The sequence below is a fragment of the Hydrogenophaga sp. genome, from assembly GCF_041913525.1.
Taxonomy (GTDB): domain Bacteria; phylum Pseudomonadota; class Gammaproteobacteria; order Burkholderiales; family Burkholderiaceae_C; genus Hydrogenophaga.
The window spans coordinates 1-24,187 of the sequence record NZ_JAYSFD010000002.1; the positions used below are offsets into that span (position 1 = coordinate 1).

The 24,187-nt window shown below is 68.3% G+C and carries 25 protein-coding genes and 1 pseudogene; 17 read left to right on the forward strand and 9 right to left on the reverse strand.

Annotated elements, in window-relative coordinates:
* The 10 genes and pseudogenes from ACE3RQ_RS02780 to ACE3RQ_RS02825 form a co-directional block, all read left to right on the forward strand.
* Positions 1 to 178: pseudogene (locus tag ACE3RQ_RS02780) on the forward strand (electron transfer flavoprotein subunit beta/FixA family protein); the annotation flags it as partial.
* A gap of 1 nt (position 179) precedes the next feature.
* Complete coding sequence (locus ACE3RQ_RS02785) at positions 180 to 1,109, forward strand: electron transfer flavoprotein subunit alpha/FixB family protein (RefSeq protein WP_374519699.1); 930 nt, start codon at positions 180 to 182, stop codon at positions 1,107 to 1,109.
* Between the two features lie 236 nt (positions 1,110 to 1,345).
* Entirely contained in the window at positions 1,346 to 2,143 is a 798-nt protein-coding gene (locus ACE3RQ_RS02790; protein ID WP_374519701.1) for a crotonase/enoyl-CoA hydratase family protein, read from the forward strand.
* Positions 2,144 to 2,172: 29 nt separating this feature from the next.
* On the forward strand, positions 2,173 to 4,041 hold the full coding sequence (locus tag ACE3RQ_RS02795) for a feruloyl-CoA synthase (protein WP_374519703.1): 1,869 nt from the start codon (positions 2,173 to 2,175) through the stop codon (positions 4,039 to 4,041).
* Between the two features lie 20 nt (positions 4,042 to 4,061).
* Entirely contained in the window at positions 4,062 to 5,312 is a 1,251-nt protein-coding gene (locus ACE3RQ_RS02800; RefSeq protein WP_374519705.1) for an acetyl-CoA C-acyltransferase, read from the forward strand.
* 26 nt (positions 5,313 to 5,338) lie between these two features.
* On the forward strand, positions 5,339 to 6,103 hold the full coding sequence (locus ACE3RQ_RS02805; RefSeq protein ID WP_374519707.1) for an SDR family NAD(P)-dependent oxidoreductase: 765 nt from the start codon (positions 5,339 to 5,341) through the stop codon (positions 6,101 to 6,103).
* Positions 6,104 to 6,115: 12 nt separating this feature from the next.
* Entirely contained in the window at positions 6,116 to 6,535 is a 420-nt protein-coding gene (locus ACE3RQ_RS02810) for an acyl-CoA thioesterase (RefSeq protein ID WP_374519709.1), read from the forward strand.
* 70 nt (positions 6,536 to 6,605) lie between these two features.
* Positions 6,606 to 7,595 (forward strand): Bug family tripartite tricarboxylate transporter substrate binding protein, encoded by a 990-nt coding sequence (locus ACE3RQ_RS02815; protein ID WP_374519710.1) that lies wholly within the window; start codon positions 6,606 to 6,608, stop codon positions 7,593 to 7,595.
* A 73-nt stretch (positions 7,596 to 7,668) separates the two neighbouring features.
* Positions 7,669 to 9,357 carry an acyl-CoA dehydrogenase family protein gene (locus tag ACE3RQ_RS02820; protein WP_374519712.1) on the forward strand — a complete coding sequence of 563 codons (1,689 nt, stop codon included), beginning with the start codon at positions 7,669 to 7,671 and terminating at the stop codon, positions 9,355 to 9,357.
* An 89-nt stretch (positions 9,358 to 9,446) separates the two neighbouring features.
* A complete protein-coding gene (locus ACE3RQ_RS02825; RefSeq protein WP_374519714.1) occupies positions 9,447 to 9,977 on the forward strand; it encodes a MarR family winged helix-turn-helix transcriptional regulator in 531 nt (176 codons plus the stop codon).
* Between the two features lie 15 nt (positions 9,978 to 9,992).
* On the opposite strand, the gene ACE3RQ_RS02830 is transcribed toward ACE3RQ_RS02825, so the two are convergent.
* Genes ACE3RQ_RS02830 through ACE3RQ_RS02840 form a run of 3 tightly spaced genes read right to left on the reverse strand, consistent with a single transcriptional unit; the run spans position 9,993 to position 12,547 of the window.
* Positions 9,993 to 10,388 carry a hypothetical protein gene (locus ACE3RQ_RS02830; protein ID WP_374519716.1) on the reverse strand — a complete coding sequence of 132 codons (396 nt, stop codon included), beginning with the start codon at positions 10,386 to 10,388 and terminating at the stop codon, positions 9,993 to 9,995.
* Between the two features lie 32 nt (positions 10,389 to 10,420).
* Positions 10,421 to 11,038 (reverse strand): glutathione S-transferase family protein, encoded by a 618-nt coding sequence (locus ACE3RQ_RS02835; protein ID WP_374519718.1) that lies wholly within the window; start codon positions 11,036 to 11,038, stop codon positions 10,421 to 10,423.
* A gap of 36 nt (positions 11,039 to 11,074) precedes the next feature.
* Positions 11,075 to 12,547, reverse strand: coding sequence for a gamma-glutamyltransferase family protein (locus ACE3RQ_RS02840; protein ID WP_374519719.1), 1,473 nt, complete (start codon positions 12,545 to 12,547; stop codon positions 11,075 to 11,077).
* Between the two features lie 541 nt (positions 12,548 to 13,088).
* Here ACE3RQ_RS02840 and ACE3RQ_RS02845 point away from each other — a divergent pair.
* Together ACE3RQ_RS02845 and ACE3RQ_RS02850 are read left to right on the forward strand one after the other, a co-directional pair.
* Positions 13,089 to 14,615: a hypothetical protein gene (locus tag ACE3RQ_RS02845; protein WP_374519721.1), complete on the forward strand. Its 1,527-nt coding sequence runs from the start codon at positions 13,089 to 13,091 to the stop codon at positions 14,613 to 14,615.
* Between the two features lie 56 nt (positions 14,616 to 14,671).
* Positions 14,672 to 15,709: a porin gene (locus tag ACE3RQ_RS02850; protein ID WP_374519723.1), complete on the forward strand. Its 1,038-nt coding sequence runs from the start codon at positions 14,672 to 14,674 to the stop codon at positions 15,707 to 15,709.
* Positions 15,710 to 15,818: 109 nt separating this feature from the next.
* Here ACE3RQ_RS02850 and ACE3RQ_RS02855 read toward each other — a convergent pair whose 3' ends face one another.
* Positions 15,819 to 16,634 carry a sulfite exporter TauE/SafE family protein gene (locus ACE3RQ_RS02855; protein WP_374519725.1) on the reverse strand — a complete coding sequence of 272 codons (816 nt, stop codon included), beginning with the start codon at positions 16,632 to 16,634 and terminating at the stop codon, positions 15,819 to 15,821.
* Between the two features lie 156 nt (positions 16,635 to 16,790).
* Here ACE3RQ_RS02855 and ACE3RQ_RS02860 point away from each other — a divergent pair, with 156 nt between their 5' ends.
* Positions 16,791 to 17,444, forward strand: coding sequence for a GntR family transcriptional regulator (locus ACE3RQ_RS02860; RefSeq protein WP_374519727.1), 654 nt, complete (start codon positions 16,791 to 16,793; stop codon positions 17,442 to 17,444).
* A gap of 25 nt (positions 17,445 to 17,469) precedes the next feature.
* Here the strand turns inward: ACE3RQ_RS02860 and ACE3RQ_RS02865 are convergent, their stop codons facing one another.
* The 5 genes from ACE3RQ_RS02865 to ACE3RQ_RS02885 are packed head-to-tail and all read right to left on the reverse strand — an operon-like array spanning position 17,470 to position 20,111.
* Positions 17,470 to 18,387, reverse strand: a complete 918-nt coding sequence (locus ACE3RQ_RS02865) for an ornithine cyclodeaminase family protein (RefSeq protein ID WP_374519729.1) — start codon at positions 18,385 to 18,387, stop codon at positions 17,470 to 17,472.
* Between the two features lie 42 nt (positions 18,388 to 18,429).
* Entirely contained in the window at positions 18,430 to 19,179 is a 750-nt protein-coding gene (locus ACE3RQ_RS02870; protein ID WP_374519731.1) for a sulfite exporter TauE/SafE family protein, read from the reverse strand.
* A gap of 13 nt (positions 19,180 to 19,192) precedes the next feature.
* Complete coding sequence (locus ACE3RQ_RS02875; RefSeq protein ID WP_374519733.1) at positions 19,193 to 19,471, reverse strand: 2Fe-2S iron-sulfur cluster-binding protein; 279 nt, start codon at positions 19,469 to 19,471, stop codon at positions 19,193 to 19,195.
* A complete protein-coding gene (locus ACE3RQ_RS02880; RefSeq protein ID WP_374519735.1) occupies positions 19,468 to 19,800 on the reverse strand; it encodes a ferredoxin in 333 nt (110 codons plus the stop codon). Before ACE3RQ_RS02880 ends, ACE3RQ_RS02875 begins: the two co-directional genes overlap by 4 nt.
* 20 nt (positions 19,801 to 19,820) lie before the next feature.
* Positions 19,821 to 20,111, reverse strand: coding sequence for a 2Fe-2S iron-sulfur cluster-binding protein (locus ACE3RQ_RS02885; protein ID WP_374519737.1), 291 nt, complete (start codon positions 20,109 to 20,111; stop codon positions 19,821 to 19,823).
* 224 nt (positions 20,112 to 20,335) lie between these two features.
* Between ACE3RQ_RS02885 and ACE3RQ_RS02890 the strand changes: the two genes are divergently transcribed.
* The 4 genes from ACE3RQ_RS02890 to ACE3RQ_RS02905 all read left to right on the forward strand — a co-directional run bounded on the left by ACE3RQ_RS02890 (position 20,336) and on the right by ACE3RQ_RS02905 (position 24,166).
* On the forward strand, positions 20,336 to 21,067 hold the full coding sequence (locus tag ACE3RQ_RS02890; protein ID WP_374519739.1) for a TenA family transcriptional regulator: 732 nt from the start codon (positions 20,336 to 20,338) through the stop codon (positions 21,065 to 21,067).
* A 108-nt stretch (positions 21,068 to 21,175) separates the two neighbouring features.
* Positions 21,176 to 22,627, forward strand: coding sequence for an aldehyde dehydrogenase family protein (locus ACE3RQ_RS02895; RefSeq protein ID WP_374519741.1), 1,452 nt, complete (start codon positions 21,176 to 21,178; stop codon positions 22,625 to 22,627).
* A gap of 37 nt (positions 22,628 to 22,664) precedes the next feature.
* Positions 22,665 to 23,144, forward strand: coding sequence for a heme-binding protein (locus ACE3RQ_RS02900; protein WP_374519743.1), 480 nt, complete (start codon positions 22,665 to 22,667; stop codon positions 23,142 to 23,144).
* 17 nt (positions 23,145 to 23,161) lie between these two features.
* The gene (locus ACE3RQ_RS02905) at positions 23,162 to 24,166 is read left to right on the forward strand and encodes a 2Fe-2S iron-sulfur cluster-binding protein (protein ID WP_374519745.1); all 1,005 of its coding nucleotides are present in this window, start codon (positions 23,162 to 23,164) and stop codon (positions 24,164 to 24,166) included.
* The last annotated feature ends 21 nt before the right edge of the window (positions 24,167 to 24,187 follow it).

The window sequence follows — 24,187 nt, forward strand, 5'->3', positions numbered from 1 at the left end:
CATGAAGGCCAAGAAGAAGCCGCTGGAGACCGTCAAGCCCGAGGACCTGGGCGTGAACGTGGCCCCGCGCCTGAAGACCCTGAAGGTGAGCGAGCCGCCCAAGCGCGGCGCGGGCATCAAGGTGCCGGACGTGGCGACCCTGGTGGAGAAACTGAAGAACGAAGCGAAGGTGATCTGATATGACCGCACTTGTTATTGCCGAACACGACAACGCCAGCATCAAAGGCGCCACGCTCAACACCGTCACCGCCGCCGCCCAACTGGGTGGTGAAGTGCACGTGCTGGTGGCCGGCCACAACGCCGCTGCTGCCGCCGCCCAAGCCGCGCAAATCGCCGGCGTGAGCAAAGTCATCCACGCCGACGCTGAGGGCTTCGCTCACGGCCTGGCCGAGAACGTGGCCGCCCAGGTGCTGGCCATCGCCGCTGGCTACAGCCACCTGCTCTTCCCCGCCACGGCGGCCGGCAAGAACGTGGCCCCGCGCGTGGCCGCCAAGCTGGACGTGGCGCAGATCAGCGACATCACCAAGGTGATCAGCGCCGACACCTTCGAGCGCCCCATCTACGCCGGCAACGCCATCGCCACCGTGCAAAGCGCGGACGCCACCAAGGTCATCACCGTGCGCACCACCGGCTTCGATGCCGCAGGCCAAGGCGGCAGTGCCGCCGTGGAAACCGTGACGGCCGCCAGCGGCAACGGCAAGAGCGCCTACGTGGGCAGCGAGATCGCCAAGAGCGACCGCCCCGAGCTCACGGCGGCCAAGATCATCGTCAGCGGTGGCCGTGCGCTGGGCAGCGCCGAGAAGTTCAACGAAGTCATGACGCCCCTGGCCGACAAGCTGGGCGCGGCCATTGGCGCCAGCCGCGCGGCGGTGGACGCGGGCTACGCGGCCAACGACCTGCAGGTGGGCCAGACGGGCAAGATCGTGGCGCCGCAGCTCTACATCGCCGCTGGCATCTCGGGGGCCATCCAGCACCTGGCCGGCATGAAGGACAGCAAGGTGATCGTGGCCATCAACAAAGACCCCGAGGCCCCGATCTTCGCCGTGGCCGACTACGGCCTGGAGGCCGATCTGTTCTCGGCCGTGCCGGAGCTGGTGCAAAGCGTCTGACGCGGCACTGATCGCAGGGCGCGGCGCGCGCCCTGCCCACCACCCGGTGGCCCCCTGCGCCACCCCAACGCCCGGGCTTGTCCCGGGCGTTGCCGTTTCTGCGCCGGAGCGCCGCCGCCATGCCCTTCGTCGCCACCTAGGGAAAACACTGATCCGCCGATCTGGAAAGTTATTTCCCATAACGGTAGCATTCGCTTAAATAGTTTTTTCAGATAACGATTTAAAGGCGGTTCACGATGGCAAACGAACACAACAGCACGGTGGCGCGCGATGGCGTGCACCTGGAGATGCGAGGCGACGTGGCGGTGGTTCGCCTGTGCCGCCCGGCCAAGCGCAACGCCCTGAGCGACGGCTTGATCCTGGCCATTCGCGACACCTTCCAGAACCTGCCGGCCAACACCCGCGCCGCCGTGATCCACGGCGAGGGCGACCACTTCTGCGCCGGCCTTGACCTGTCGGAGCTGCAAGAGCGCGACGCCGCCGCTGGCGTGCACCACTCGCGCATGTGGCACCACGCGCTGGACGCGGTGGAGCAGGGCGCGGTGCCCGTGGTGGCGGCGCTGCACGGCGCGGTGGTGGGCGGCGGCCTGGAGCTGGCCAGCGCCTGCCACATTCGCGTGGCCGACGAGACCACCTTCTACGCGCTGCCCGAAGGCACGCGCGGCATCTTCGTGGGCGGCGGCGGCGCGGTGCGCGTGCCCAAGCTCATTGGCGCGGCCCGCATGACCGACATGATGCTCACCGGCCGTGTTTACAACGCGGTGGACGGTGAGCGCGTGGGCCTGGCGCAGTACCTGGTGCCCACCGGCACCGCGCTGGACAAGGCGCTGGAGCTGGCCACCCGCATCGCCACCAACGCGCCCATGACCAACTTCGCGCTGATGCACGCGCTGCCGCGCATTGCCGAGCAGCCGGCCGACCACGGCCTGTTCACCGAGGCGCTGATGGCCTCCATCGCCCAGTCCGCGCCCGAGGCCAAGGAGCGCGTGCGCGCCTTCCTGGAAGGCAAGGCCGCCAAGGTGCAAAAGGGCTGAGGCCCGCGCAGCAGAACAAGAGGAGACACATGAGCACGGTTCCCTTCCGCCCCATGACCTTCGGCGTGACGCGCGCCAAGCTGCGCGACGGCGCCCCTGGCGTGCACTACCTGGCGCCCGACGTGGCGCTCAACCCCTACCCCGAGCGCCTCACCGACCGCCTGCAGCACTGGGCGCAGCAGCGCCCCGACCAGGTGTGGATGGCGCGGCGCGAGCCGCTGCGCGGCGCCGACGGCAAGATCACCTTTGGCGACTGGCAGTCGGTCACCTACGCCCAGGCCTGGGCGCGGGCACGCGCCATTGCCCAGGGCCTGATCTCGCGCGGCCTGAGCGCCGAGCGCCCGGTGCTCATCCTGTCGGAGAACAGCCTGGAGCACGGCCTGCTGGCCCTGGGTTGCCTGGTGGCGGGCGTGCCCTTCGTGCCCACCTCGCCGGCCTATTCGCTCATCAGCACCGACTACGACAAGCTCAAGCACGTGGTGCGCACCGTGACCCCGGGCCTGGTGTTCGCCAGCGACGCCGACCGCTATGGCCGCGCCATTCACGCCATTGCCGGTGATGACATGGAAGTGCTGCTGGTCAATGGCGAGCTGGAAGGCCGCGCCAGCACCCGCTTTGCCGACCTGCTGGCCACGCCCGTGACCGACGCGGTGGACGCCGCCATGGCCGCCACCGGCCCCGACACGATCGCCAAGTTCCTGTTCACCAGCGGCTCCACCAAGCTGCCCAAGGCGGTGATCAACACCCAGCGCATGCTGTGCGCCAACCAGGAACAGGTGGCCCAGGCCATGACGGTGATGGCCGAGGGCGAGCTGGTGCTGGTGGACTGGCTGCCCTGGAACCACACCTTCGGTGGCAACCAGAACTTCGGCATGGTGGTCTACCACGGCGGCACCATGTACATCGACGACGGCAAGCCCACCCCGGCGCTGATCGGCGAGACGCTGCGCAACCTGCGCGAGATCGCGCCCACGGTGTACTTCAACGTGCCCACCGGCTTTGAGGTGATCGCCCAGGCCATGAAGACCGACGACCAGTTGCGCCGCACGCTGCTGTCGCGGGTGAAGATGTTCTTCTACGCCGGCGCCGCCCTGGCCCAGCCGGTGTGGGACAGCCTGTACGAGAGCGCCGAGCGCGAACTGGGCCAGCGCATCGTGGTGGCCTCTGGCCTGGGCATGACCGAGACCGGCCCGCACTGCCTGTTTGGCACCAAGCCCGACCTGAAGGCCGGCGAGCTGGGCCTGCCCTGCCCGGGCATGGAGGTGAAGCTGGTGAACATGGGCGCCAAGACCGAGGTGCGCTACAAGGGCCCCAACGTCACGCCGGGTTACTGGCGCGCGCCAGCCGAGACGGCCGAGCACTTCGACGACGAAGGCTTCTTCTGCTCGGGCGACGCCGTCACCTGGATCGACGAGACCGACATTCACCTGGGCCTGCGCTTTGACGGCCGCATCGCCGAAGACTTCAAGCTCTCCACCGGCACCTTCGTGAGCGTGGGCCCGCTGCGCGGCAAGATCATCGCGGCCGGCGCGCCCTATGTGCAAGACGTGGTCATCACCGGCCTGAACCAGAAAGAGGTGGGCGCCATGGTGTTCCCCACCCCCGCGGTGCGCCAGCTCAGCGGCCTGCCGGCCACGGCATCGATGCACGAGGTGGTGGACAGCGAGCCGGTGCTGGCCCACTTCCAGCAGGTGGTGAACGAGCTGGCGCGCACGGCCACCGGCAGCGCCAACCGCATCGCCCGCCTGTGCCTGCTGGCCGATCCGCCCACCATTGACCGCGGCGAGATCACCGACAAGGGCTCCATCAACCAGCGCGCCGTGCTGGCCCACCGGGCCGACACGGTCGAGAAGCTGCACGCCGACGCGCTGCACTACATCCTGAAACCCCGGGCCTGATGCCCACCCAAGGAACCGCCATGACCCGCAAAGGATTCTTCAACGCCTTCGACGATGTGTGGATGCTCGACGGCGTTCGCACCCCGATGGTGGACTACTGCGGTGCCTTCGGGCACATCTCGCCCACCGACCTGGGCATCAAGGCCGGGCGCGAAGCCCTGGCCCGCGCTGGCGTGCCGGCCGAGCACATCGGCTCGGTCATCACCGGCAACATGGCCCCTGGCGACTTTGACCAGTTCTTCCTGCCGCGCCACATCGGCCTGTACTGCGGCGTGCCGCAAGACGTGCCGGCCATCATGGCCCAGCGCATCTGCGGCACCGGCTTTGAGCTGTTCCGCCAGGCTGGCGAGCAGATCCAGTCGGGCGTGTGCGACGTGGCCCTGGTGGTGGGCACCGAGAACATGACGCGCAACCCCATTGCCGCGTTCGACCACCGCACCGGCTTCAAGCTGGGCGCGCCGGTGGGCTTCAAGGACTACATGTGGGAGGCCCTGAAAGACCCGGCCGCCCGCGTGAACATGATCCAGACCGCCGAGAACCTGGCCAAGAAATACGGCATCACCCGCGAAGAGGTGGACCAGTTCGCCAGCGACTCCTTTGCCAAGGCCGTGGCCGCCCAGCAAAGCGGCTTCCACGCTGGCGAGATCGTGCCGGTGGTGAGCGAGAAATTCGAGCTGGCCGGTTACCAGTCGCGCGGCATCAAGCTGCAGGGCAAGGTCACCGAGGTGAACGCCGACACCCACCCGCGCATCTCGCCGGTGGAGGTGCTGGCCAAGCTGCGCCCGGTGTTTGAAGACGGCGTGCAGACCGGCGGCAACAGCTCGGCCCTGGTGGACGCGGCCGCCGCCGCCGTGGTGGCCTCGGGCGAGTACGCCCGCGCCCAGGGCAAGCAGCCGCTGGCCCGCGTGGTGGCCGCCGCCGCCGTGGGCGTGCCGCCCGAGATCATGGGCATCGGCCCGGCCCCGGCCATTCGCCTGCTGCTGGAGCGCGCCGGCCTCACGCTGGACGCCATTGGCCGCTTCGAGATCAACGAAGCCCAGGGCGCGCAGACCCTGGCCGTGGGCCGCGAGCTGGGCCTGGACCTGGCCAAGCTCAACGTGAACGGCGGCGCCATCGCCCTGGGCCACCCGCTGGCCTGCACCGGCGTGCGCCTGACGCACACCCTGGCGCGCGAACTGCGCCGCAGCGGCCAGCGCTATGGCATCTCCAGCGCCTGTGTGGGCGGTGGCCAAGGCATTGCCCTGCTGATCGAAAACCCCGCCGCGGCCTGAGCCGCGGCGCCAGAGAAAGACAAGCCATGAACATTCAAGGACAAGCGGCCCTGGTCACCGGTGGTGGTTCGGGTCTGGGCGAAGCCACCGCCCGCGAACTCGCCCGCCTGGGCGCCAAGGTGGCCGTGCTCGACGTGAACCTGGCCAACGCGCAGCGCGTGGCCGGCGAGATCGGCGGCCAGGCCTTCCAGTGCGACGTGACCCAGCCCGAGAGCGTGCAGGCCGCCATCGACGGCGCGGCCGCCGTGCATGGCCCGGCGCGCATCCTGATGCAGATCGCCGGCATTGGCACCGCCAAGCGCGTGATCGGCAAAGACGGCTCGCCCGCGCCGCTGGACGACTTCGTGCGCGTGGTGCAGGTGAACCTGATCGGCACCTACAACGTGGCGCGCCTCTTCGCCGCCGCCTGCGCCAAGCTGGAGCCCACGCCCCAGGGCGACAAGGGCGTGATGGTGTTCACCGCCTCGGTGGCCGCCTTTGACGGCCAGGTCGGCCAGCAGGCCTACAGCGCTTCCAAGGGCGGCGTGGTCGGCATGACCCTGCCCATGGCGCGCGACCTGGCGCAACACGGCATTCGCGTGTGCACCATCGCCCCCGGCCTGTTCGCCACCCCGCTCATGAAGACCCTGCCCGAGCCGGTGCAGGCCTCGCTGGCGGCCAGCATTCCCTTCCCGCCGCGCCTGGGCGAGCCCAGCGAGTTCGCCGAGCTGGCCTGCCACATCGTCAGCAACGGCCACCTCAATGGCGAGGTGATCCGCCTGGACGGCGCGCTGCGCATGAGCCCTCGCTGAGCGGAGCCCACCATGAGCAAAACCGTTGTGTACGAGGTGGAGGTGATGTTCGGCGACTGCGACCCCGCCGGCATCGTCTTCTTCCCCAACTTCAGCAAGTGGATGGACGCCGCCTCGCTGAACTTCTTCGTCAAGAACGGCGTGCCGCCCTGGCGCGAGCTGGTCAAGACGCGCGGCATCGTCGGCACGCCCCTGCTGGAGATCCACACCAAGTTCATGCGCCCGGCCACCTATGGCGAGCGCCTGCAGGTGCACACCAGCGTGACCGAGTGGCGTGAGAAGGTGTTCATCCACCGCCACGTGGTGATGCGCGGCGACGAGGTACTGTGCGAAGGCACCGAGACCCGTGCTTTCGTGGTGCACCCGCCCGAGAACCCCGACCGCATCAAAGCCATCCCCATTCCCGAAGACATCAAGGCCTTGTGCCAGTGAGGTCCGAGAAAACGATCAAGACCGCGCAGACGGTTCCTTTCTTTCCTTTCATTTTTTCCAGGAGACTTGCATGACCACCCGCCGCCAATTCGCCCAATCGGTGCTCGGCACCGCTGCCCTGGCCAGCCTTGGCCTGCCGCTGAGCGCCCGTGCCCAGGCGCAGAGCTTTGACACCGCCAGCATCCTGGTGGGCTTCCCGCCCGGGGGCACCACCGATGCGCTGTCGCGCCGCATCGCCGACAAGCTGCGTGGTGGTTACGCCGCCAACGTGCTGGTGGACAACCGCCCCGGCGCGGGCGGTCAGATCGCCATCACCAACCTGAAGAATTCCAACCCCGATGGCCGCACCCTGCTGCTGACGCCCTCGTCCATGCTGTCGGTGTACCCCTTCACCTACAGCAAGCTGCCCTACACCCTGGACGACGTGGCCCCCGTGTCGGTGGCCTGCTTCTTCAGCCTGGGCTTCGGCGTGGGCCCGGCCGTGCCGGCCAGCATCAAGACCGTCAAGGAATTCCTGGCCTGGGCCAAGGCCAACCCCGAGAAGGCCACCTACGGCTCGCCCGCTCCTGGCTCCATCCCGCACCTGACCGCCGCGCTGCTGGCCAAGACCACCAAGACCGACCTGCGCCACGTGGCTTACCGCGGCTCGGCCCCGGCCATCAATGACCTGCTGGGCGGCCAGATCTCGGCCATGTGCTCGCCCGTGGGCGACTACCTGCCCCACCTCAAGAGCGGCCGCCTGCGCCTGCTGGCCACCAGCGGCCCCGAGCGCGCGCCTTTCACGCCCGACGTGCCCACCCTGAAAGAGCAGGGCTACAACATCGCCGTGCGCGAGTGGTATGGCTTCTTCCTGCCGGGCAAGGCCTCGGCCGAGACCCGCCGCCGCGCCGCCGCCTACCTGAAGCCCGCCCTGGCCAGCCAGGACGTGATCGACAGCCTGGCACAAGTGGGCATGGAAGTGCGTTCTTCCACGCCCGATGAACTGGCCGCCTGGCTCAAGGCCGACGCCGAGCAGTGGCGCGGCATCGTGAAGGAAATCGGCTTCTCCGCCGACAGCTGATTGCCTGGACAGCGCCCCGGGCCGCTTCGGCCCGGTGGCGCTTTTTTTTCGACCGTTTTCGACCCCACCCGCCATGAACGACTACCGCCCCGTCGCGGCCGACGCCGCCACCCTGTTGCTCGATGTGTTGCAGGCCCCGCAAATCCTGGCCGAACTGCCGGCCCTGGCCGAGCACGCCGACGCCGACCTGATGCGCGAGGTGCTGGAGCAGGCGGGCAAGTTCGTGGGCGAGGTGGTGGCCCCGCTCAACCGCACCGGTGACGAGATCGGCGCGCGCTGGGCCAATGGCAACGTGACCATGCCGCCCGGTTTTCGCGATGCCTACCAGGCCTTCTGGCAGGCCGGCTGGCCCGCGCTCTCGGCCGACCCGGCCGACGGCGGCCAGGGCCTGCCCGCCGTGCTGGAGATGATCCTGTACGAATGGCTCAGCGCGGCCAACCACGGCTGGACCATGGCCCCCGGCATCCTGCACGGCGCTTACGAGTGCGTGAAGCACCACGGCAGCGAGGAGCTGCGGGCGCAGTACCTGCCCAAGCTCGCCACCGGTGAGTGGCTGTCCACCATGTGCCTGACCGAGCCGCACGCCGGCAGCGACCTGGGCCTGGCGCGCACCAAGGCCGTGCCGCAGGCCGACGGCAGCTACCGCATCAGCGGCACCAAGATCTTCATCTCCGGCGGTGACCACGACCTCACCGACAACATCGTGCACCTGGTGCTGGCGCGCCTGCCCGACAGCCCGCCTGGCCCCAAGGGCCTGTCGCTGTTCCTGGTGCCCAAGTTCTATCCCGACGGCAGCCGCAGCGCCGCCGTGTGCGAGCGCATCGAAGAAAAAATGGGCCTGCACGGCAGCCCCACCTGCGTGATGCGCTTTGACGAGGCCACCGGCTGGATCGTGGGCGAGCCCGGCAAGGGCCTGAACGCCATGTTCCTCATGATGAACGCGGCCCGCCTGCACGTGGCCCTGCAAGGCGTGGGCCTGCTCGACGCCGCCTGGCAGAAGGCCAGCGCCTACGCGCAAGACCGCCGCCAGATGCGCGCCCCCGGCCCGCGCGACGCCTCGCAGCCGGCCGACCCCATCATCCAGCACCCCGCCGTGCAGCGCCTGCTGGACACCCAGCGCGCCTGGATCGACGCCGGCCGCGTGCTGGCCTACCGCACCGCGCTCGAACTCGACGTGGGCCGCCACCACCCCGACGCCGCGCGGCGCGAGCGCGCGCAACAGTGGTGCGCCCTGTTCACCCCGGTGCTCAAGGCCAGCTGGACCGACCAGGCCTTCCACGGCGCCAGCGACTGCCTGCAGGTCTTCGGTGGCCACGGCTACGTGCGCGAGTGGGGCATCGAGCAGGTGGTGCGCGACTCGCGCGTGGCCATGATTTACGAAGGCACCAACGAAATCCAGGCGCAAGACCTGCTGTTCCGCAAGGTGCTGAGCGACCGTGGCGTGGGCCTGCTGCGCCTGCTGGACGAGCTGCAGGCCGATCTGGCGCCCCTGAGCGGCGACGCCGCCGCCCGCGCCCTGGACGGCGTGGCCCGCCTGCGTGGACTGGTGCAGTCGCTGCCCGAGGCGCAGGCCCCGGCCGCGCAAGCCCTGTACCCGGTGGCCGGCGATTTCCTGCGCGCCACCACCATTGCGCTCATGGCCTGGGCCTGGGCGCGCCTGCAGGCCAGTGGCGGCGATGCCCGCAGCGCCACCGCCTTTGCCCGCTGGGTGTGGCCCGAGCTTGACTGGCGCTGCCGCATGGTCGAGCAGGCCCTGGCCTGATGGCCGCGCGGGCCTGGTTGTCCCGGGCGGCAAAGGGCGCGGGGCAGGGCGGGCTTAACATGCCGGCTTCCCAGCCTGTTGTCACGCCCATGCCCGCGAAGTCACCTGCGTCCTCCCCGGCCCCTGGCGGCGTTCGTCGCCGTGCCCCTCGCGCCGCCGCCAAGCCCGTGCCCGAAGCGGTGGACACGGTGGACGTGTCCGCGCTGGAACGGCTGATTGGCTACAACGCACGCCGCGCGGCCCTCACCGTGATCGCCTCGATGGTGGACAGCGTCAAGCCCTTTGACTTGCGCGGCCCGCTCGACTTCTCGGTGCTCACGCTCATTGGCCACAACCCGGGCGTGACCTCGCGCCAGTTGTGCAGCGTGCTCGACATCCTGCCGCCCAACTTGGTGGGCATCATCAAGCAGCTCGAATCGCGTGGCCTGGTCGAGCGCCTGGTGCACCCCACCGACGGCCGTGCCCAAGGCCTCTACCTCACGGCCGCCGGCCAGGCCCTCACCGACGAGGCCGAGGCCACCGTGATCGCCGCCGAAGACCGCGCCTCCGGCCGGCTCACCGATGCCGAGCGGCGCACCCTCACCACGCTCTTGCAAAAGATCTACCGCCGCGCCGACTGAGGGCGCCCTGGCGGTTCAGTCCGCCACCACGCGGGCCGCGTCCAGCGTGCGCAGGCGCGCGTCGTGGTAATAGCCGCCGTATTCCGTGTAGCGCAGAAACGGCTTCTGGCAGGCCTTGCAGGCCCACACCTCGCATCGGTTGTAGGGAAAGAAGCCCAGCGCGATCGGCGCCTGCGGCGACCACTGGTCAATGCCCGGCGGGCGCTGCTCCTCCAGCGTGGGCTCGGGTGTGTCGTGCGCGGGCGACCACAGCGCGCCCAGGCACTGCAGGGCCGCGTCGCTCACGGTGGAGGGGAAAGAGTCCCAGCCAGCGCGGTCAAAGGGCTGGCAGGCGGGGCAGGGCGGCTGGTGGCCGTGTTGCTCGGCCAGGGCGCGCACCTGGGCTGCGCTCAACGGGGTAGGGCTTGTCATGGCCGGGCATTGTGCCCGGCCGGGTGACCGCTTCAGCCCGCCTGGCGCAAGGCGAAGGCGCGCTGCGCCGCCGGTCGTGCCAGGCAGCGGGCGTGCCAGGCCCGTGCATAGGGCACGGCTTCGCGGGCCATGTCGTTCAGGCGCTGCAGCACGGCGGCCACGTTCAGGTCGGCCACGGTGAAGCCATTGCCCACCAGGTAGTCGCGCGTGGCCAGGTGCTCGTCAAGCACGCGCAGGCGGGCCTGCAGCTTCTCCAGCGCCTCGTCGGCCAGGCGCGGGATGCGCTGCGCCTCGGGCAGGAAGGCGGTGTGGTGGAACCACTGGCGGGCCAGGGGCTCGGCCTCGGTGGCGGCCCACAGCGTCCATTGGCCGATGCGCGCTTCGTCGGCCACGTTGCTGGCCCACAGGCCGCCCGCGGGGCGGCTGCGCGCCAGGTGCAGGGTGATGGCCAGCGACTCGAACAGCACTAGGCCGTCGTCGTCGATGGCCGGCACTGTGCCATTGGGGTTCAGGGCCAGGTAGGGCGCCTCACGCGTCTCGGGTGCGTTGTAGTGCAGGCGGATGTGCTCGTAGGGAATGCCCAGCTCTTCCGCCGCCCACAGGGGACGGATGGCGCGCGAGGCGGCGATGCCGTAGATCTTCAGGCTCATGTCGGGTCTTTCTCTGCAAAGGGGAAAACGGTGGGCTCAGCAGGCCAGGGCCATGCCGTCCTTGCGGCGGTCCGATCCGCCAATGAGGCGGCCGTCCGGGGCGCGCATCACCACCTGGGCACCGCCAAAGTCGCTGCGCCCGCCCAGTTCGCCCTGGCCTGTGGGCTCGGTGTAGCCGGCGGCCCGCAGGGCCTGTTCGATGGCAGGTGGCGTGCCGGCCTCGATGGCCAGGGCGCGCTCGCCTTCCAGGCGCCAGCGTGGCGCGTCGATGGCGGCCTGCAGCGGCTCGCCCCAGGCCGCCACGCGGGTGAGGATCTGCACATGGCCCTGCGGCTGCATGGCGCCGCCCACCACGCCGAAGCCAGCGTGGAACACGCCGCCCCGCAGGGCCGCGCCGGGCACCACCGTGTGGTACGGCCGCTTGCCGGGCCCGGGGCCGTTGAGGTGACCCGGCTCCGAGAAACCGAAGCCCCGGTTCTGCAGCACAAAGCCGCAACCGGGCACGCCAATGCCTGAGCCAAAGCGCTTGAAGACGCTGCTCATCAGGGTGATGGCCAGGCCATCGCTGTCCACCACCACGGTGCACACCGTGTTGCCGGCGGGGTCGGCCACCACCTTCTTGGCGTGGGCCATGGCCTCGCCCATGCGGTCCACCATGGCCACGGTGGTGAGCGGGTCGTGCGGGTCAAGGTCAAGCGCGTCCAGTGCCTGCAGTGTGTGCAGCACGGCCAGGCCGTGGGTGTTGGGTGGGCACTCCAGCACTTCCAGGCCTCGGAAGTTGGCGCGCAGCGGCGCAGCGAAGTGGCCTGTGTGCCGGGCAAAGTCTTGCGCCTTCAAGACGCCGCCCAGTGTGTCGCTGGCGCGCTCGGCCGCGCGCGCGGGCTCGCCCAGGTAGAAGGCATCGGGCCCCTCGTTGGCCACCGCCTGCAGCACCGCGCCCAGTTCGGGGTTGGCGAAGCGCTCGCCAGCGCTGGGAACGGCGTGGGCGCGGTAGAGCGCGGCGGCCACCGGGTCGCGGGCGATCACGGGCTGGAACAGGGCCCATTCGCGCGCCGCCACGGGCGCCACGGGGAAGCCTTGGTTGGCCACGCGAATGGCGTCTTGAAACAGCCGCTGCCAGGGCAGGCGCCCATGTCGCTGGTGCAGGTCGTGCCAGCCTCGCACCACGCCGGGCACGGTGGCGGTGAGCATGTGGCGCTCGGGCAGCTTGCCGCGCGGGAAGGCGCTCACCAGTGAAGGCAGCAAGTCTTGCGGCGAGCGGCCGGTGCCGTTGTAGGCCTGGGGCTCGGCCCCGGGCGGCACCACCATGGCCAGCAGGTCACCGCCAATGCCGGTGGCCATGGGCTCCACCACGCCCAGCACCGCGTCGGCCGCGATGGCCGCGTCCACCGCGCTGCCGCCTTCGGCCAGCGCGCTGGCGGCCGCCTCGGCGGCCAGGGGGTGGCCGGTGGCCACCATGGCCCGTTCACCGATGACGCAGGGGGAAGTGGAAGGGGTAGGGGGCGGCATGGGCGGGCTCCTGGAGAATGATGGGTGATTATGAATACAGTATACCGATTGAGCCGATTCGATGGCGGTGAGTCGATGGCGGTGAGTCGATGGCGGGTGCTGCCAAGCCACTTTCAACCGGTTCGGCGAGGGATTTTGGGTTGGCACGCTCCGTGCTTGATATCGGCTTGTGCATCGGTATACCGTATACATGGTTAGCCAAAAGGTGCACAGGGAGTGGAAGCCGAAGAGAGGATGGTCTCCAGAGTGAAGAAATCGAATGCTTTGGCGTTCGACTTTGCATGGGAAAACCCTGAGCCTCTTCAAACTGTATGTTGTATACGATTCGGTGCGCAGGGACGGAGGAAGCCCCAAAAAGGGGAAAGCGCACCCAAGTGGTGAATGCAGGAGAAGCGCCAGCGGGCGGATGGTCAGCGATCCGCCCGTTGCCAAACGAAGTGAAGTGAGGGAAAGCGCCGCGCCCGGTCAGGCATGACGGGGCGAGGTGACATCGCAACAGCGGGCCGGCCCACGACGGCTCATACCAATTTGATAGGTCAACATGGATTCCAACGTAACACTGACAGCTGCGCACTGGATGTACCTGATCGGGGTCATCAGCATCATCGTCACGATGATGTTCCGCGCCAACGTGCTGGTGCCGTCGATTGCCGCCACTTTTCTGGTGGCCTTCGCCTGGACCGGCAGCCCCATCGGGGCATTGGGCAGCATTTACAGCGCCAGCCTGGTGGCGGCCAAGGAGTTATTCAACATCTTCCTGGTCATTGCCTTGATGACGGCGCTGCTCAACAGCCTGAAGGACCTGAAGTCCGACATCCTGATGGTGCGGCCCTTCCGCGTGCTCATGAAGAACGGCACGGTGTCTTACCTGCTGCTGGGCCTGATCACCTACCTGATCTCGCTGTTCTTCTGGCCCACCCCGGCCGTGCCGCTGGTGTGCGCCGTGTTGTTGCCCGCCGCCATTGCCGCCGGCCTGCCCCCGCTGGTGGGCGCCGCTGCCGTGGCCATTGCCGGTCAGGGCATGGCGCTGTCGTCTGACTACGTGATCGGCGTGGCGCCCATGATCAGCGCCAAGGCCGCCGGTGCCTCGGCCGCCGTGATTGGTGACCGCGCCCTGGTGCTGTCGCTCATCACTGGTGCCGTGGCCCTGCTGCTGGTGTACCTGTTCCAGCGCCGCACCTTCCAGCCGGCCAACCCGCTGCTGCTCAAGCGCTGGCAGGCCCTGGCCACCACGGGCGAACTGGTGAGCCACGAAGGCACCGCGCACAAGGCGGAAATCGCCCAAGGCACCAGCCACGAAGAAGACCTGTCCACCAACCAGAACATCGAACGCGAGCTGGCCTCGCTGCCGCCCGAGCAGGCCAAGTGGTCGCGCGTGTTCGCCCTGGTGACCCCGCTGGTGTTCCTGGTGATCGTGGTGCTGATGGCACTGCCCAAGTTCGGCGTGCCGCTGGGCGACCTCAAGGGTGGGGCGGCTGCCTCGCTGGTGGGCGGCGCTGCCGGCCTGCTGATGATCTTCGCCACCCTGGCCATGAAGGGCTCCAAGGGCATGCTGGAAGCCAGCGCCGACCACATCACCGAGGGTTTTGTGTTCGCCTTCCGCGCCATGGGTTCGGTGCTGCCGATCGCGGGCTTCTTCTTCCTGGGTGCCAGCGAATCCGCTGCCGCCATCTTTGGCACCGCCGCCAACCAGACGCCCAGTTTCCTGTTTGAGCTGGTGGCCGGCGCGCAGGACTGGATTCCCCACAGCAAGGTTTTCGTGGCCTTCGGTCTGCTGATCGTGGGCATGGTCACCGGCATCGACGGTTCGGGCTTCTCTGGCCTGCCGCTGACCGGCGCACTGGCGGGCGCCATGGGCCCCGTCTCGAACATGGACTCAGCCACCCTGGCCGCGATCGGTCAGATGGGGGCCATCTGGACCGGGGGTGGGACGTTGATTGCGTGGTCTTCGCTGATCGCCGTGGCCGGGTTCGCCCGTGTCTCGGTGACCGATCTGGTGAGGGCCTTGACGCTACCGGTATTGCTGGGCCTGAGCGCGGCCACCTTGGCCGCCGTGGTGATCTTCTGATCGCCTGAGGCCCGACCAAAAAAACTGTTCAAAAACTGTCTGAGGAACTTGAAATCATGATGAAGAAGAGCATCGTTCTGGTGGCCGCCACCTTGGCCACCGGCGCCGCCATGGCCCAGTCCAGCGTGACGCTGTATGGCCTGGCCGACATCTACCTGGCCAGCCAGAAAAACGCCGCCACCGGTCAGCGCGTGACCAAGCTGGAGAGCAGTGGCATCTACGAAAGCCGCTTTGGCTTCAAGGGCAGCGAAGACCTGGGCGGTGGCTACAAGGCCAACTTCCAGCTTGAGCAGGGCTTCGCCCTGGACGCCGGCACTGCCAGCACTGGCCAGGCCTTCAGCCGCCAGTCGTGGGTGGGCATCTCCGGTGGCTTTGGTGACGCGCGCTTCGGCAAGGCCTGGAGCGCCTTCGACGACGTGAGTGGCTCCACCCTGGCGGCCAAGAACTCGGTGCTGGCCCCCAACCAGGGCACCTGGCTGACCACCTCGTACAAGGACAACCCGAACAACGGCCTGTACTACGCCACGCCCGAATTCGGCGGCCTGAGCGCGGCCGTGAGCTACGGCCTGGGCGAGAACAAGACGCCCACCACTGGTGCTGGCTCCATCACCAGCGTGCACGTGAAGTACGGCAAGGGCCCGCTGTTCGCGGCCGTGGCCTACCAGACGGAAAAGGCGACCTCGGCCGCCAAGGCGATCAACTTCACCCGCCTGAGTGGTTCGTACGACTTCGGCCCGGCCAAGCTGCTGGCCAGCTATGGTCGTGTCAGTCACGACGGCAGCCGCACCAACGAGTGGGCCCTGGGCGCCGACGTGCCCCTGGGCGGCGGCTGGCTGCTCTCGGGTGGCGTGGCCAACTCGAAGGGTGGCATCACCGGTTTCACCGGCGACGCCAACTACACCGGCAAGCTCGTGAACACCGTGGCACCGGGTGCCGCCGATGTGAAGCGCACCGGTTACAGCGTCGCGGCCTTCTACAGCCTGAGCAAGCGCACCACCGTCTACGGTGGTTACCGCTCCAACACCACCAAGGTGCCGGGTGCTGCCGACCAGGACGGCAGCCTGCTGGCCGTGGGCATGCTGCACACCTTCTGATCGAAAGGGGCCTCGACCCCTTGTTTCTCCGGTTGACTTCCTATGCTGTTTCACCGCGCCTCGGCGCGGTGTTTTTTTGCCCGAAAGCCGGGGCCGAAGCCCCGTGGCATCAAGTCAGCCAGGCCGAATGAAGCATCTTGGCCGCCAGCACGAAGAGGAAGGCCGCGAACACCCGCTTGAGCGTGGCCACCGGCAGCCGTGCCGCCAGACGGGCGCCCACAGGGGCCATCAGCACGCCCGGAATCAACACACCCAGAAACGCCGGCAAATAAATGAAGCCCAGGCTGCCCGCTGGCAGATCCACTGTTCCGCGACCACCAATGAAGAACATCACCGCGCCCATGATGGCAATGGGCAGGCCCAGCGCCGCCGACGTGCCCACGGCGCGGTGCATGTTCACGTTGCACCAGGTCATGAAGGGCACCGAAAGAAAGCCGCCTCCGGCCCCCACCAGCTGCGACAGCGCGCTGATGGCCGTGCCCACGCCGGCCAGGCCGAGCGCGCCGGGCAACTGGCGCGTGGGCTTGGGCTTGGCGTTGAGGAACATCTGCAGCGCCGAGTACGAGACAAACACCGCGAACAGCATCGCCAGCGCGGTGGTGCTGAGCTGCTTGGCCAGCCAGCCGCCCACCAGGCCACCCAGCAGGATGCCCGGTGCGATGCCGCGCACGATGGACCAGTCCACATTGCCCTTGGCGTGGTGGGTGCGCGCGCTGGAGATCGAGGTGAACACGATGATGGCCAGCGAGGTGCCCAGTGCCATGTGCACCAGCGAGGCGCGGGCAAAGCCCTGGGCCTCGAACAGCCAGGTGAGCAAAGGCACGAACAGCATGCCCCCGCCAATGCCCAGCAGGCCCGCGGCAAAACCACCGGCCACGCCCAGGGCGAGGTAGGCGGGCAACCAATGCAAGAAATCGACGCTCATGAAAACTCCTTTGATGGAAGGGAAAGAAAGAATGGAAAAAACCACTGGTGGCTCACCGCCCCGCCCCTGGACAGGGGGCTCGCATAAAATTCGGGCGCCTCGGGCGGCGTTCTGCGCGGGCCCGCTCCATACAGTCGACCGAGAACACCAAGCGCCATGACCCTGCTGAAGAAGGAAGCCACCCTGGGCGCCGCCCATTCGCCGCTGACCACGCTGGTGGTCGAGGCCTTGCGCGACCGCATCCTCAGCGGTGCCATTCCACCGGGCGAGCGCCTGGTGGAGAGCCGCCTCTCGGAAGAACTGGGGGTGTCGCGCATGCCGGTGCGCGAGGCGCTGCGGCAGCTCGCATCGGAAGGCCTGGTCACCATCGAGCCGCGCCGGGGCGCGTCGGTCACGTCGTTCAGCCCCGAGCAGGTGCGCGAACTGGTGGAAGTGCGCGCCACGCTCGAAGGCCTGAACGCCAAGCTGGCGGCCCAGCGCCACGACGCCCGGCAAATTGCCGAGATGGAAAAAATTCTGGAAGAGGGCGCGCGCCTGGCCGCGGTGGGCGACCCGGCCACGCTGATGCAGATGAACCAGCGTTTTCACGACGCGCTGGGCAGCATCGCCGCCAATTCGGTGTTGCAAGAGATCATGCGGTCGCTGCGCGACCGCACGGCCCTGCTGTTCGCGCCCATCAACCGCACGCGTGGCGAACAGAACTGGGACGAGCACGCGGCCATCCTGCGCGCGGTCATCAAGGGCGATGCCGAACTGGCCGCGCTGCTGGCCATGCGCCACGTGTACAACGCGGCGCAGATGGAGCCCTGATCGGGCGGACGCGCGCCGCCGGCGCTCAGGCGCCGGCTTGCAGGCGCTGCCACACCAGACCGGCCAGGGCCACGTCTTCCAGGCCCACGCCGACCGACTTGTACAGCGTGATGGCGCTGTCGTCCTGGCGCCCCGGGTGTTGCCCGGTGACCAGTTCGCCCAGCTCCACGATCTGTTCTTCGCGCAGCACCTCGGGCGCGGCCAGCACCAGGTCGCCGGCCTCGCGCAGCGTCTGCGGTTTCCACTCCACCGCGATCACGCTGGCGCGCCGCAGGGCGGTGTCGTCCAGTTCGCGGGTGTGCGGCAGGCTGGAGCCGATGGCCGCCACGAAGGCGCCGGGCTTGAGTTGCGCACCGCCGAAGAGGGGTGTGGTCGAGCGCGAGGCGGTGACCACGATGTCGGCGTCGTCCACCGCTTCGTCGGCGCCACACAGGCGCACCGGCACGCCGCACAAGGCCTGCAGTTCCTCGGCCACCGTGGGGCTGGCGTAGGGATCGCACACGCGGATGTCGTGCAGCGCGAAGGCCTTGGCCATCTGCTGCGCGTGCATGCGACCCTGCACACCGGCGCCGAACAGGGCCAGGCGGCGCGCACCCGCGCGGGCCAGGTGGCGCGCCGCGATCACCGAGCAGGCGGCGGTGCGCAGCCGGGTGATGGCGCCCGCGTCGAATGAGGCCAGGGCGCGGCCGTCCACGGTGGAAAACAGCAGGATCACAAAAGTGAACTGGCCCTTGATGGTGGTGTAGACCTTGGCGCCGGCCACTTCCTGGCCGGGAATCACCGCGCCCAGGGTGGAGAGCTTCACCCCGCCCGCTTCGGTGCGGATGCGCTCTTGCATGGCGGCCTCGCCGCGCCCGAAGCGCTCGAAGGCGTCCAGCAGCACGGCCTGGGCCTGCTCGGGGGTGATGGTGGCGTCGACCACGGCGTCCGTGATGTGTTGCATGGCGGGTCCTTGAAAGGGAGTGAACAGGGGGAAGGGGGGGCCTCAGTGGCCGGTCAGCACCCGGGCCAGAATGCCCAGCGCGCCCAGGCCGGCCATGCCCAGCAGCAGCGCGCGCACCCGGGCCGCGGGCACGCGCCCCTTGAGCAGGCCCGAGACCAGAAAGCCGGCCAGCATCCAGGGCATGAGGATCAGGCTGATGAGGAACTCGTGCGCGCCCATGCGGCCCACGGCGGTGAGCGCCGCGATCGACACGGCCGAGCCAATGAAGAAGATGGCGCCAAAAGTGCCGCGCAGGCGATCGGCCGGCATGTGCTGCATGGCAATGGCAAAGGGCGGTGCGCCCACCGAGGTGATGGTGCCCATCACGCCCGAGGCCAGCCCGGCAATGGTGGTGTTGCGCAGCGTGGGCATCACGCGCCAGCCAGACAGGCTCAGGCCCACGCCGCTGAGGATCAGCACAGCGAACAGCACCGACAGCGTCTGCGCAGAGAGCAGCGTCAGGCTGACGGCGGCCACACCGGTGCCCACCACCCGGCCCACCAGGGCCAGGCGCGCCATGGGCCATTCAATGGAGCGGCGGTCGCGCATGCCTGTCATGAGCGCCAGCGGGCAGCTCAGCACCAGCATGGGGCCGGGCACCAGTTCGGGGAACCAGAGCGCGGCCAGGGGCGAGGCGAACATGGCAAAGCCCAGGCCACTGACGCCCTGCAGGCAGGCGCCCACCAGCACCAGGCTGCCCATGGCGAGCAGACGGTCCCAGCCGATGCTGTTCAGCAGATCCAGAAGCGCCATGGCCGCGTGCGCCTCACCACGAGACGGCGATGTCTCCGCGCACGAAGGTCTGGCAGGCCATGCGGTAGCCGGCCGCGATGTCCTCATCGCTCAGGTGCTTGCGCTCCTTGGCCTTGACCTCGTCGGTGTGCTCCAGCCCTTGCTCGATGCGGCACTTGCAGGTGCCGCACAGGCCACCGCCGCACTTGAACGGAATGCCGCCCTTTTCGCGCAGCGACACGCGCAGCAGGTTGCTGTTGTCGGGCGCGCTGGCGACCTTGTGCTCGTTGTTGATGAAGGTGATCTGGATCATGGCTGAACAGAAAGAGGGCGGCTGATGTCGGCAAGGGCCACTGGCACGAGTTCGGCCTGCATCGCCCCGAATGAGCAGAGGTGGTGAAGCTCGCGCCGGGCGGCGTCGAGGGTGGAGAAAGACTCCAGGAACTTGGAGGGCACGGCGTTGACGGTGACCGGCTCGGTCTCGTCGATGACGCGCACCCGCGTGGGGTTGAGCAGCTCGGCCACCACGAAGCGCGCGCGCAGGCGGCCATAAAAGCGGTAGTCGTAGGCTTCCACCGGGTTCAGGCCGGGGCCCGCTTCGCTGCGGAACTGCCCGGGTTTGGAGGTCAGGATGACGTACATGGCGCGGTCCTTGCGTGGGGTTATTCCTGCACGAGCTCGATGTCGTGCTCCAGCCAGAGCTGGCAGGTCAGGCGATAGCCCTGATCGAGCCGCTCGCCCAGCTGCTTCTTCTCTTTCCAGTTGGGTGGGGGCAGGTGCTCGGCACCTGCCAGCACCCGCGTGGCGCACTTGGAGCACTTGCCCATGCCGCACTCGTATTTCAGGTGGGGAAAGGGAAATTCCTTGATGCCGGCGCGCACCACCAGATTGGTTTGCGGTTTGACCTCGCCTTGGTAGGTCTGGCCGTTCTTGTGGAAGGTGACGATGGGCATGGTGAGGGGGCTTTCGGAGGCCTGAAAAATCGGTTGCGTTGAGCTCAGTATACAGTATACTTTAATCGAGTCAACGCCAATCACCCGGTCAAAAGGGAATGGAAAGCCCCCAAAAGGCCTTCCTATTGGCGCAGTCTCGGTATACTGTATACGCTGCCTGCGGTTGGCCCGTTCCGGACAGGTGCCGGCAGACATCCACCCCACTCTTCATTCAGGAGCCTTTCATGTCTCAACTGTTGAACCGCGATGAATTCCGGACCGCCCTCGAAAACGCCATCAAGGGCAAGAGCGCCAACCAGTCGCCCTTTAGCCTGGCCTGGGCCGGTGGCACCCTCAGCCGCGAGCACCTGGCGCGCTGGGCCGAGAACCACTACCACTACGTGGGCCCTTTCGCCGACTACCTGGGCTACCTCTACGCCCGCACCCCCGACCACATGACCGAGGCCAAGGACTTCCTGCTGGCCAACATGTACGAAGAGGAAATCGGTGGCGACCGTCACACCGACCTGCTGATCCGCTTCGCCGAGGCCTGCGGCACCACCCGTGAGCGCGTGGTTGACCCCGACAACATGTCGCCCACCACCCGTGGCCTGCAAAGCTGGTGCTACGCCGTGGCCATGCGCGAAGACCCCGTGGTCGCCGTGGCCGGCCTCGTGGTGGGCCTGGAGTCGCAAGTGCCCTCGATCTACCGCAAGCAAACCCCCACCCTGCGCGAGAAGTACGGCTTCACCGACGAAGAAGTGGAGTTCTTCGACCTGCACATCGTCTCGGATGAGATCCACGGCGAGCGCGGCTACCAGATCGTGCTGGAGCACGCCAACACCATCGAGCTGCAACAGCGCTGCCTGAAGATTTGCGAGATCGGTGCCCAGATGCGCCTGCTCTACACCACCGCGCTCTACAACGACTACGTGGCCCCCACCCTGGACAAGCCCTCGCTGGCCCTGGCCGCCTGATCGCCATTCAGTGACCTCAAGCGCCGCCTGAGCGCTTGCTGAGCCGGACGGGCGCGTGCGCGCCCGTCCTCTCCCCCTCCCGACATCCGATCCCGGAGCCGTCCTTCCATGCAGACCGAAGAATTCCTCAACTACATCAATGGCGAATGGGTGAAGTGCCGCAGCGGTCGAACCTTCGACAACATGAACCCGGCCGACACCCGTGAGCTGGTGGGACGCTTTCAAGCCTCCACCGCGCTGGACGCTGAAGACGCCGTGAACGCCGCCGCCGCCGCCTTTGATGGCTGGCGCCGCACGCCGGTGGGCCAGCGCGCCCGCCTGCTCAACAAGGCCGCCGACTACCTGGAGGCCAACGCCCAGCGCTTTGGCGAAGAGCTCAGCCGGGAAGAGGGCAAATCGGTCGCCCTGGGCAAGGACGAGTTCGTGCGCGCCGCGCAGACCTTTCGCTTCTACGCCACCGAAGGCCAGACCTTTGGCGGTGAAACCTATGTGCAAGACGACCCCGACCTGATGGTCTACAGCCAGCGCGAGCCGCTGGGGGTGGTCTCGGTGATCTCGCCCTGGAACTTTCCGGCCTCCATCCCGGCGCGCAAGATCGCGCCAGCGCTGGTCACGGGTAACACCATCGTCTTCAAGCCCTCGTCTGACGCGCCCCTGAGCGGCCTGCGCCTGGTCGAGGCGCTGGTGCACGCCGGCCTGCCGGCGGGCGTCATCAACTACATCACCGGCCGCGCCGGCGACGTGGGCCCCATCATCACCACCTCGCAGGCCATTCGCGCCATTTCCTTCACCGGCTCCACCCAGGCGGGCATGCACATCCACCGCACGGTGCACCTGACCACGCGCCTGCAGATGGAACTGGGCGGCAAGAACCCGCTGATCGTGATGGAAGACGCCGACCTGGACAAGGCGGTGGACCTGGCCATCAAGGGCGGCTTCTCGCTCACCGGGCAGGCCTGCACCGGCACCAGCCGCGTGATCGTGATGAAGGCCGTGAAGGAAGACTTCACCCAGCGCCTGGTGGCCAAGGTGAAGGGCCTGAAGATCGGCCCTGGTCACCAGCCAGGCATGGACCTCGGCCCCCTGGCCACCGCCAAGCAACTGGAGACGGTGCTGTCCTACATCGCCATCGGCCGCGCAGAGGCGCAACTGCTGTGCGGCGGCGAGCGCCTGCAAGACGGCGAGTACGCACACGGCTACTACGTGACGCCCGCCATTTTTGACGGCGTGACGCAAAAGGCTCGCATCGCTCGCGAAGAAATCTTCGGCCCGGTGATCGCCATCCTGGAGGCCGAGTCTTTTGAGCAGGCCATGGCCATGGCCAACGACAGCGAGTACGGCCTCTCGGCCGCCATCGCCACGCGCAACCCGCGCTACATCCACCAGTTCTCCAACGACATCCAGTCGGGCACGGTGAAGATCAACCGGACCACCACCGGCAACCTCATCAACGCACCCTTCGGCGGCGTGAAGAACTCCAGCACCTCCACCTTCCGCGAGTCTGGCCGCGTGGGCCTGGAGTTCTTCACCCAGACCAAGGTCGTTTACCGCGGCCTCTGAACGCCGCCCATTCCCTTACCGATACCCGAGAACCGCCATGAAGACTTCCCTGAAACTGCAACTCGACGAAGCCCGCCGCATGGCCGCCGCCGCGCTGGACAAGGCCCAGGCCCTGGGCGTGCCCGAGACCGTGTGCATCACCGACGAAGGCGGCTTTCCGCTGGTGCTTGAGCGCATGGACGGCGCCCGCGTGACTGGCCCGCAAATCGCTTGGAACAAGGCCTTCACCGCCGCCGGCCACAAGCGTTCCACCCACCTCTTCAACACCGCGCCCAACGGCCCCGCGCTGCCTGGCAACGAGGCCTTCGGCATCCAGTGGAGCTTCGAGGGCAAGTTCGCCGTGTTCGTCGGCGGCTTCCCCATCGTGGTGAATGGCGAGGTGGTGGGCGGCGTGGGCCTGAGCGGCGGCAACGGCGAGCAAGACACCGCCTGCGGCCTGGCCGCCCTGCAAGCCCTCAAGGACCTGCTGGCTCCCAGCGGCCAGGACGTCCTGGTGCAGGCCGACATCAAGAAGTGAGCACCGAGGAGCGCGCCATGGCACACCGCGTCACTTGGCTGGAAACCGGCCAGGCCTTCGAGGCACAGGCCGACGAACCCGTGCTGTCGGCCGCGCTGCGCTGCTCGGTCGAGCTGCAGCACGACTGCCGCTTCGGTGGCTGCGGCACCTGCCGGGTCAAGCTGGTGGAGGGCCGCGTCGAGTACGACGAGCTGCCCATGGGCCTGAGCGAAGAAGAGGCCGAGGCCGGCTATGCCCTGCTGTGCCAGGCACGCGCCTGCTCTGACCTGGTCATCAGCGCCGAGCCCTTGCAGGGCTGCAGCCCGCCCACGCGCCTGCTGGCCTGCGTCACCGAGGTGTGCGCGCTGGCCGATGACGTCACCCACCTGCGCCTGGAGCTGCCCGACGACAGCCTGCAGTTCCGCCCCGGCCAGTACATGAACGTGCTGCTCGAAGACGGCAGCCACCGCAGCTTCTCCATGGCCTCGCGCCCGCAAGGCGCGGTGGTGGACTTTCACGTGCGCCGCATCGACGGCGGGCGCTTCACCGACCACGCCGTGCGCGCCCTGCAAGTGGGCGACGCGCTGGAGGTGGAGCTGCCTCTGGGCGGCTTTCACCTGCACACCCAAGACTACCGGCCCCTGGTGATGATGGCCACCGGCACCGGCCTGGCCCCGCTCAAAAGCATGCTGGAGTCGCTGATGGACGACCCCGACTGCCCACCCGTGAGCCTTTACTGGGGCGCGCGCACCGAGGCCGACCTGTACCTCGATGCCGAGATCCGCACCTGGGGTGAGCGCCTGTACGAGTTCCGCTACGAGCCGGTGCTCTCCCGCGCGTCGGCGGGCTGGGCCGGCCGGCGCGGTCATGTGCAAGACGCGGTGCTGCAAGACGTGCAAGACCTGGGCGAGTGCGCCTTTTACTTGTGCGGCTCGCCGGCCATGATCGCCGACGCCCGGGCAGCCCTTATCGCCCGAGGCGCCGACCCCGACTTCATCTACACCGACAGCTTCCTGTTCCAGCACGAGCCGGCCACGGCCTGAACACCTGGTGCCGGGGGCCGG

Excerpts from the sequence above, each read along its gene's own strand:
- ACE3RQ_RS02785 (WP_374519699.1), top strand. The coding sequence starts at position 180 with ATGACCGCACTTGTTATTGCCGAACACGACAACGCCAGCATCAAAGGC.
- ACE3RQ_RS02790 (WP_374519701.1), top strand. The coding sequence starts at position 1,346 with ATGGCAAACGAACACAACAGCACGGTGGCGCGCGATGGCGTGCACCTG.
- ACE3RQ_RS02795 (WP_374519703.1), top strand. The coding sequence starts at position 2,173 with ATGAGCACGGTTCCCTTCCGCCCCATGACCTTCGGCGTGACGCGCGCC.
- ACE3RQ_RS02800 (WP_374519705.1), top strand. The coding sequence starts at position 4,062 with ATGACCCGCAAAGGATTCTTCAACGCCTTCGACGATGTGTGGATGCTC.
- ACE3RQ_RS02805 (WP_374519707.1), top strand. The coding sequence starts at position 5,339 with ATGAACATTCAAGGACAAGCGGCCCTGGTCACCGGTGGTGGTTCGGGT.
- ACE3RQ_RS02810 (WP_374519709.1), top strand. The coding sequence starts at position 6,116 with ATGAGCAAAACCGTTGTGTACGAGGTGGAGGTGATGTTCGGCGACTGC.
- ACE3RQ_RS02815 (WP_374519710.1), top strand. The coding sequence starts at position 6,606 with ATGACCACCCGCCGCCAATTCGCCCAATCGGTGCTCGGCACCGCTGCC.
- ACE3RQ_RS02820 (WP_374519712.1), top strand. The coding sequence starts at position 7,669 with ATGAACGACTACCGCCCCGTCGCGGCCGACGCCGCCACCCTGTTGCTC.
- ACE3RQ_RS02825 (WP_374519714.1), top strand. The coding sequence starts at position 9,447 with ATGCCCGCGAAGTCACCTGCGTCCTCCCCGGCCCCTGGCGGCGTTCGT.
- ACE3RQ_RS02830 (WP_374519716.1), bottom strand. The coding sequence starts at position 10,388 with ATGACAAGCCCTACCCCGTTGAGCGCAGCCCAGGTGCGCGCCCTGGCC.
- ACE3RQ_RS02835 (WP_374519718.1), bottom strand. The coding sequence starts at position 11,038 with ATGAGCCTGAAGATCTACGGCATCGCCGCCTCGCGCGCCATCCGTCCC.
- ACE3RQ_RS02840 (WP_374519719.1), bottom strand. The coding sequence starts at position 12,547 with ATGCCGCCCCCTACCCCTTCCACTTCCCCCTGCGTCATCGGTGAACGG.
- ACE3RQ_RS02845 (WP_374519721.1), top strand. The coding sequence starts at position 13,089 with ATGGATTCCAACGTAACACTGACAGCTGCGCACTGGATGTACCTGATC.
- ACE3RQ_RS02850 (WP_374519723.1), top strand. The coding sequence starts at position 14,672 with ATGATGAAGAAGAGCATCGTTCTGGTGGCCGCCACCTTGGCCACCGGC.
- ACE3RQ_RS02855 (WP_374519725.1), bottom strand. The coding sequence starts at position 16,634 with ATGAGCGTCGATTTCTTGCATTGGTTGCCCGCCTACCTCGCCCTGGGC.
- ACE3RQ_RS02860 (WP_374519727.1), top strand. The coding sequence starts at position 16,791 with ATGACCCTGCTGAAGAAGGAAGCCACCCTGGGCGCCGCCCATTCGCCG.
- ACE3RQ_RS02865 (WP_374519729.1), bottom strand. The coding sequence starts at position 18,387 with ATGCAACACATCACGGACGCCGTGGTCGACGCCACCATCACCCCCGAG.
- ACE3RQ_RS02870 (WP_374519731.1), bottom strand. The coding sequence starts at position 19,179 with ATGGCGCTTCTGGATCTGCTGAACAGCATCGGCTGGGACCGTCTGCTC.
- ACE3RQ_RS02875 (WP_374519733.1), bottom strand. The coding sequence starts at position 19,471 with ATGATCCAGATCACCTTCATCAACAACGAGCACAAGGTCGCCAGCGCG.
- ACE3RQ_RS02880 (WP_374519735.1), bottom strand. The coding sequence starts at position 19,800 with ATGTACGTCATCCTGACCTCCAAACCCGGGCAGTTCCGCAGCGAAGCG.
- ACE3RQ_RS02885 (WP_374519737.1), bottom strand. The coding sequence starts at position 20,111 with ATGCCCATCGTCACCTTCCACAAGAACGGCCAGACCTACCAAGGCGAG.
- ACE3RQ_RS02890 (WP_374519739.1), top strand. The coding sequence starts at position 20,336 with ATGTCTCAACTGTTGAACCGCGATGAATTCCGGACCGCCCTCGAAAAC.
- ACE3RQ_RS02895 (WP_374519741.1), top strand. The coding sequence starts at position 21,176 with ATGCAGACCGAAGAATTCCTCAACTACATCAATGGCGAATGGGTGAAG.
- ACE3RQ_RS02900 (WP_374519743.1), top strand. The coding sequence starts at position 22,665 with ATGAAGACTTCCCTGAAACTGCAACTCGACGAAGCCCGCCGCATGGCC.
- ACE3RQ_RS02905 (WP_374519745.1), top strand. The coding sequence starts at position 23,162 with ATGGCACACCGCGTCACTTGGCTGGAAACCGGCCAGGCCTTCGAGGCA.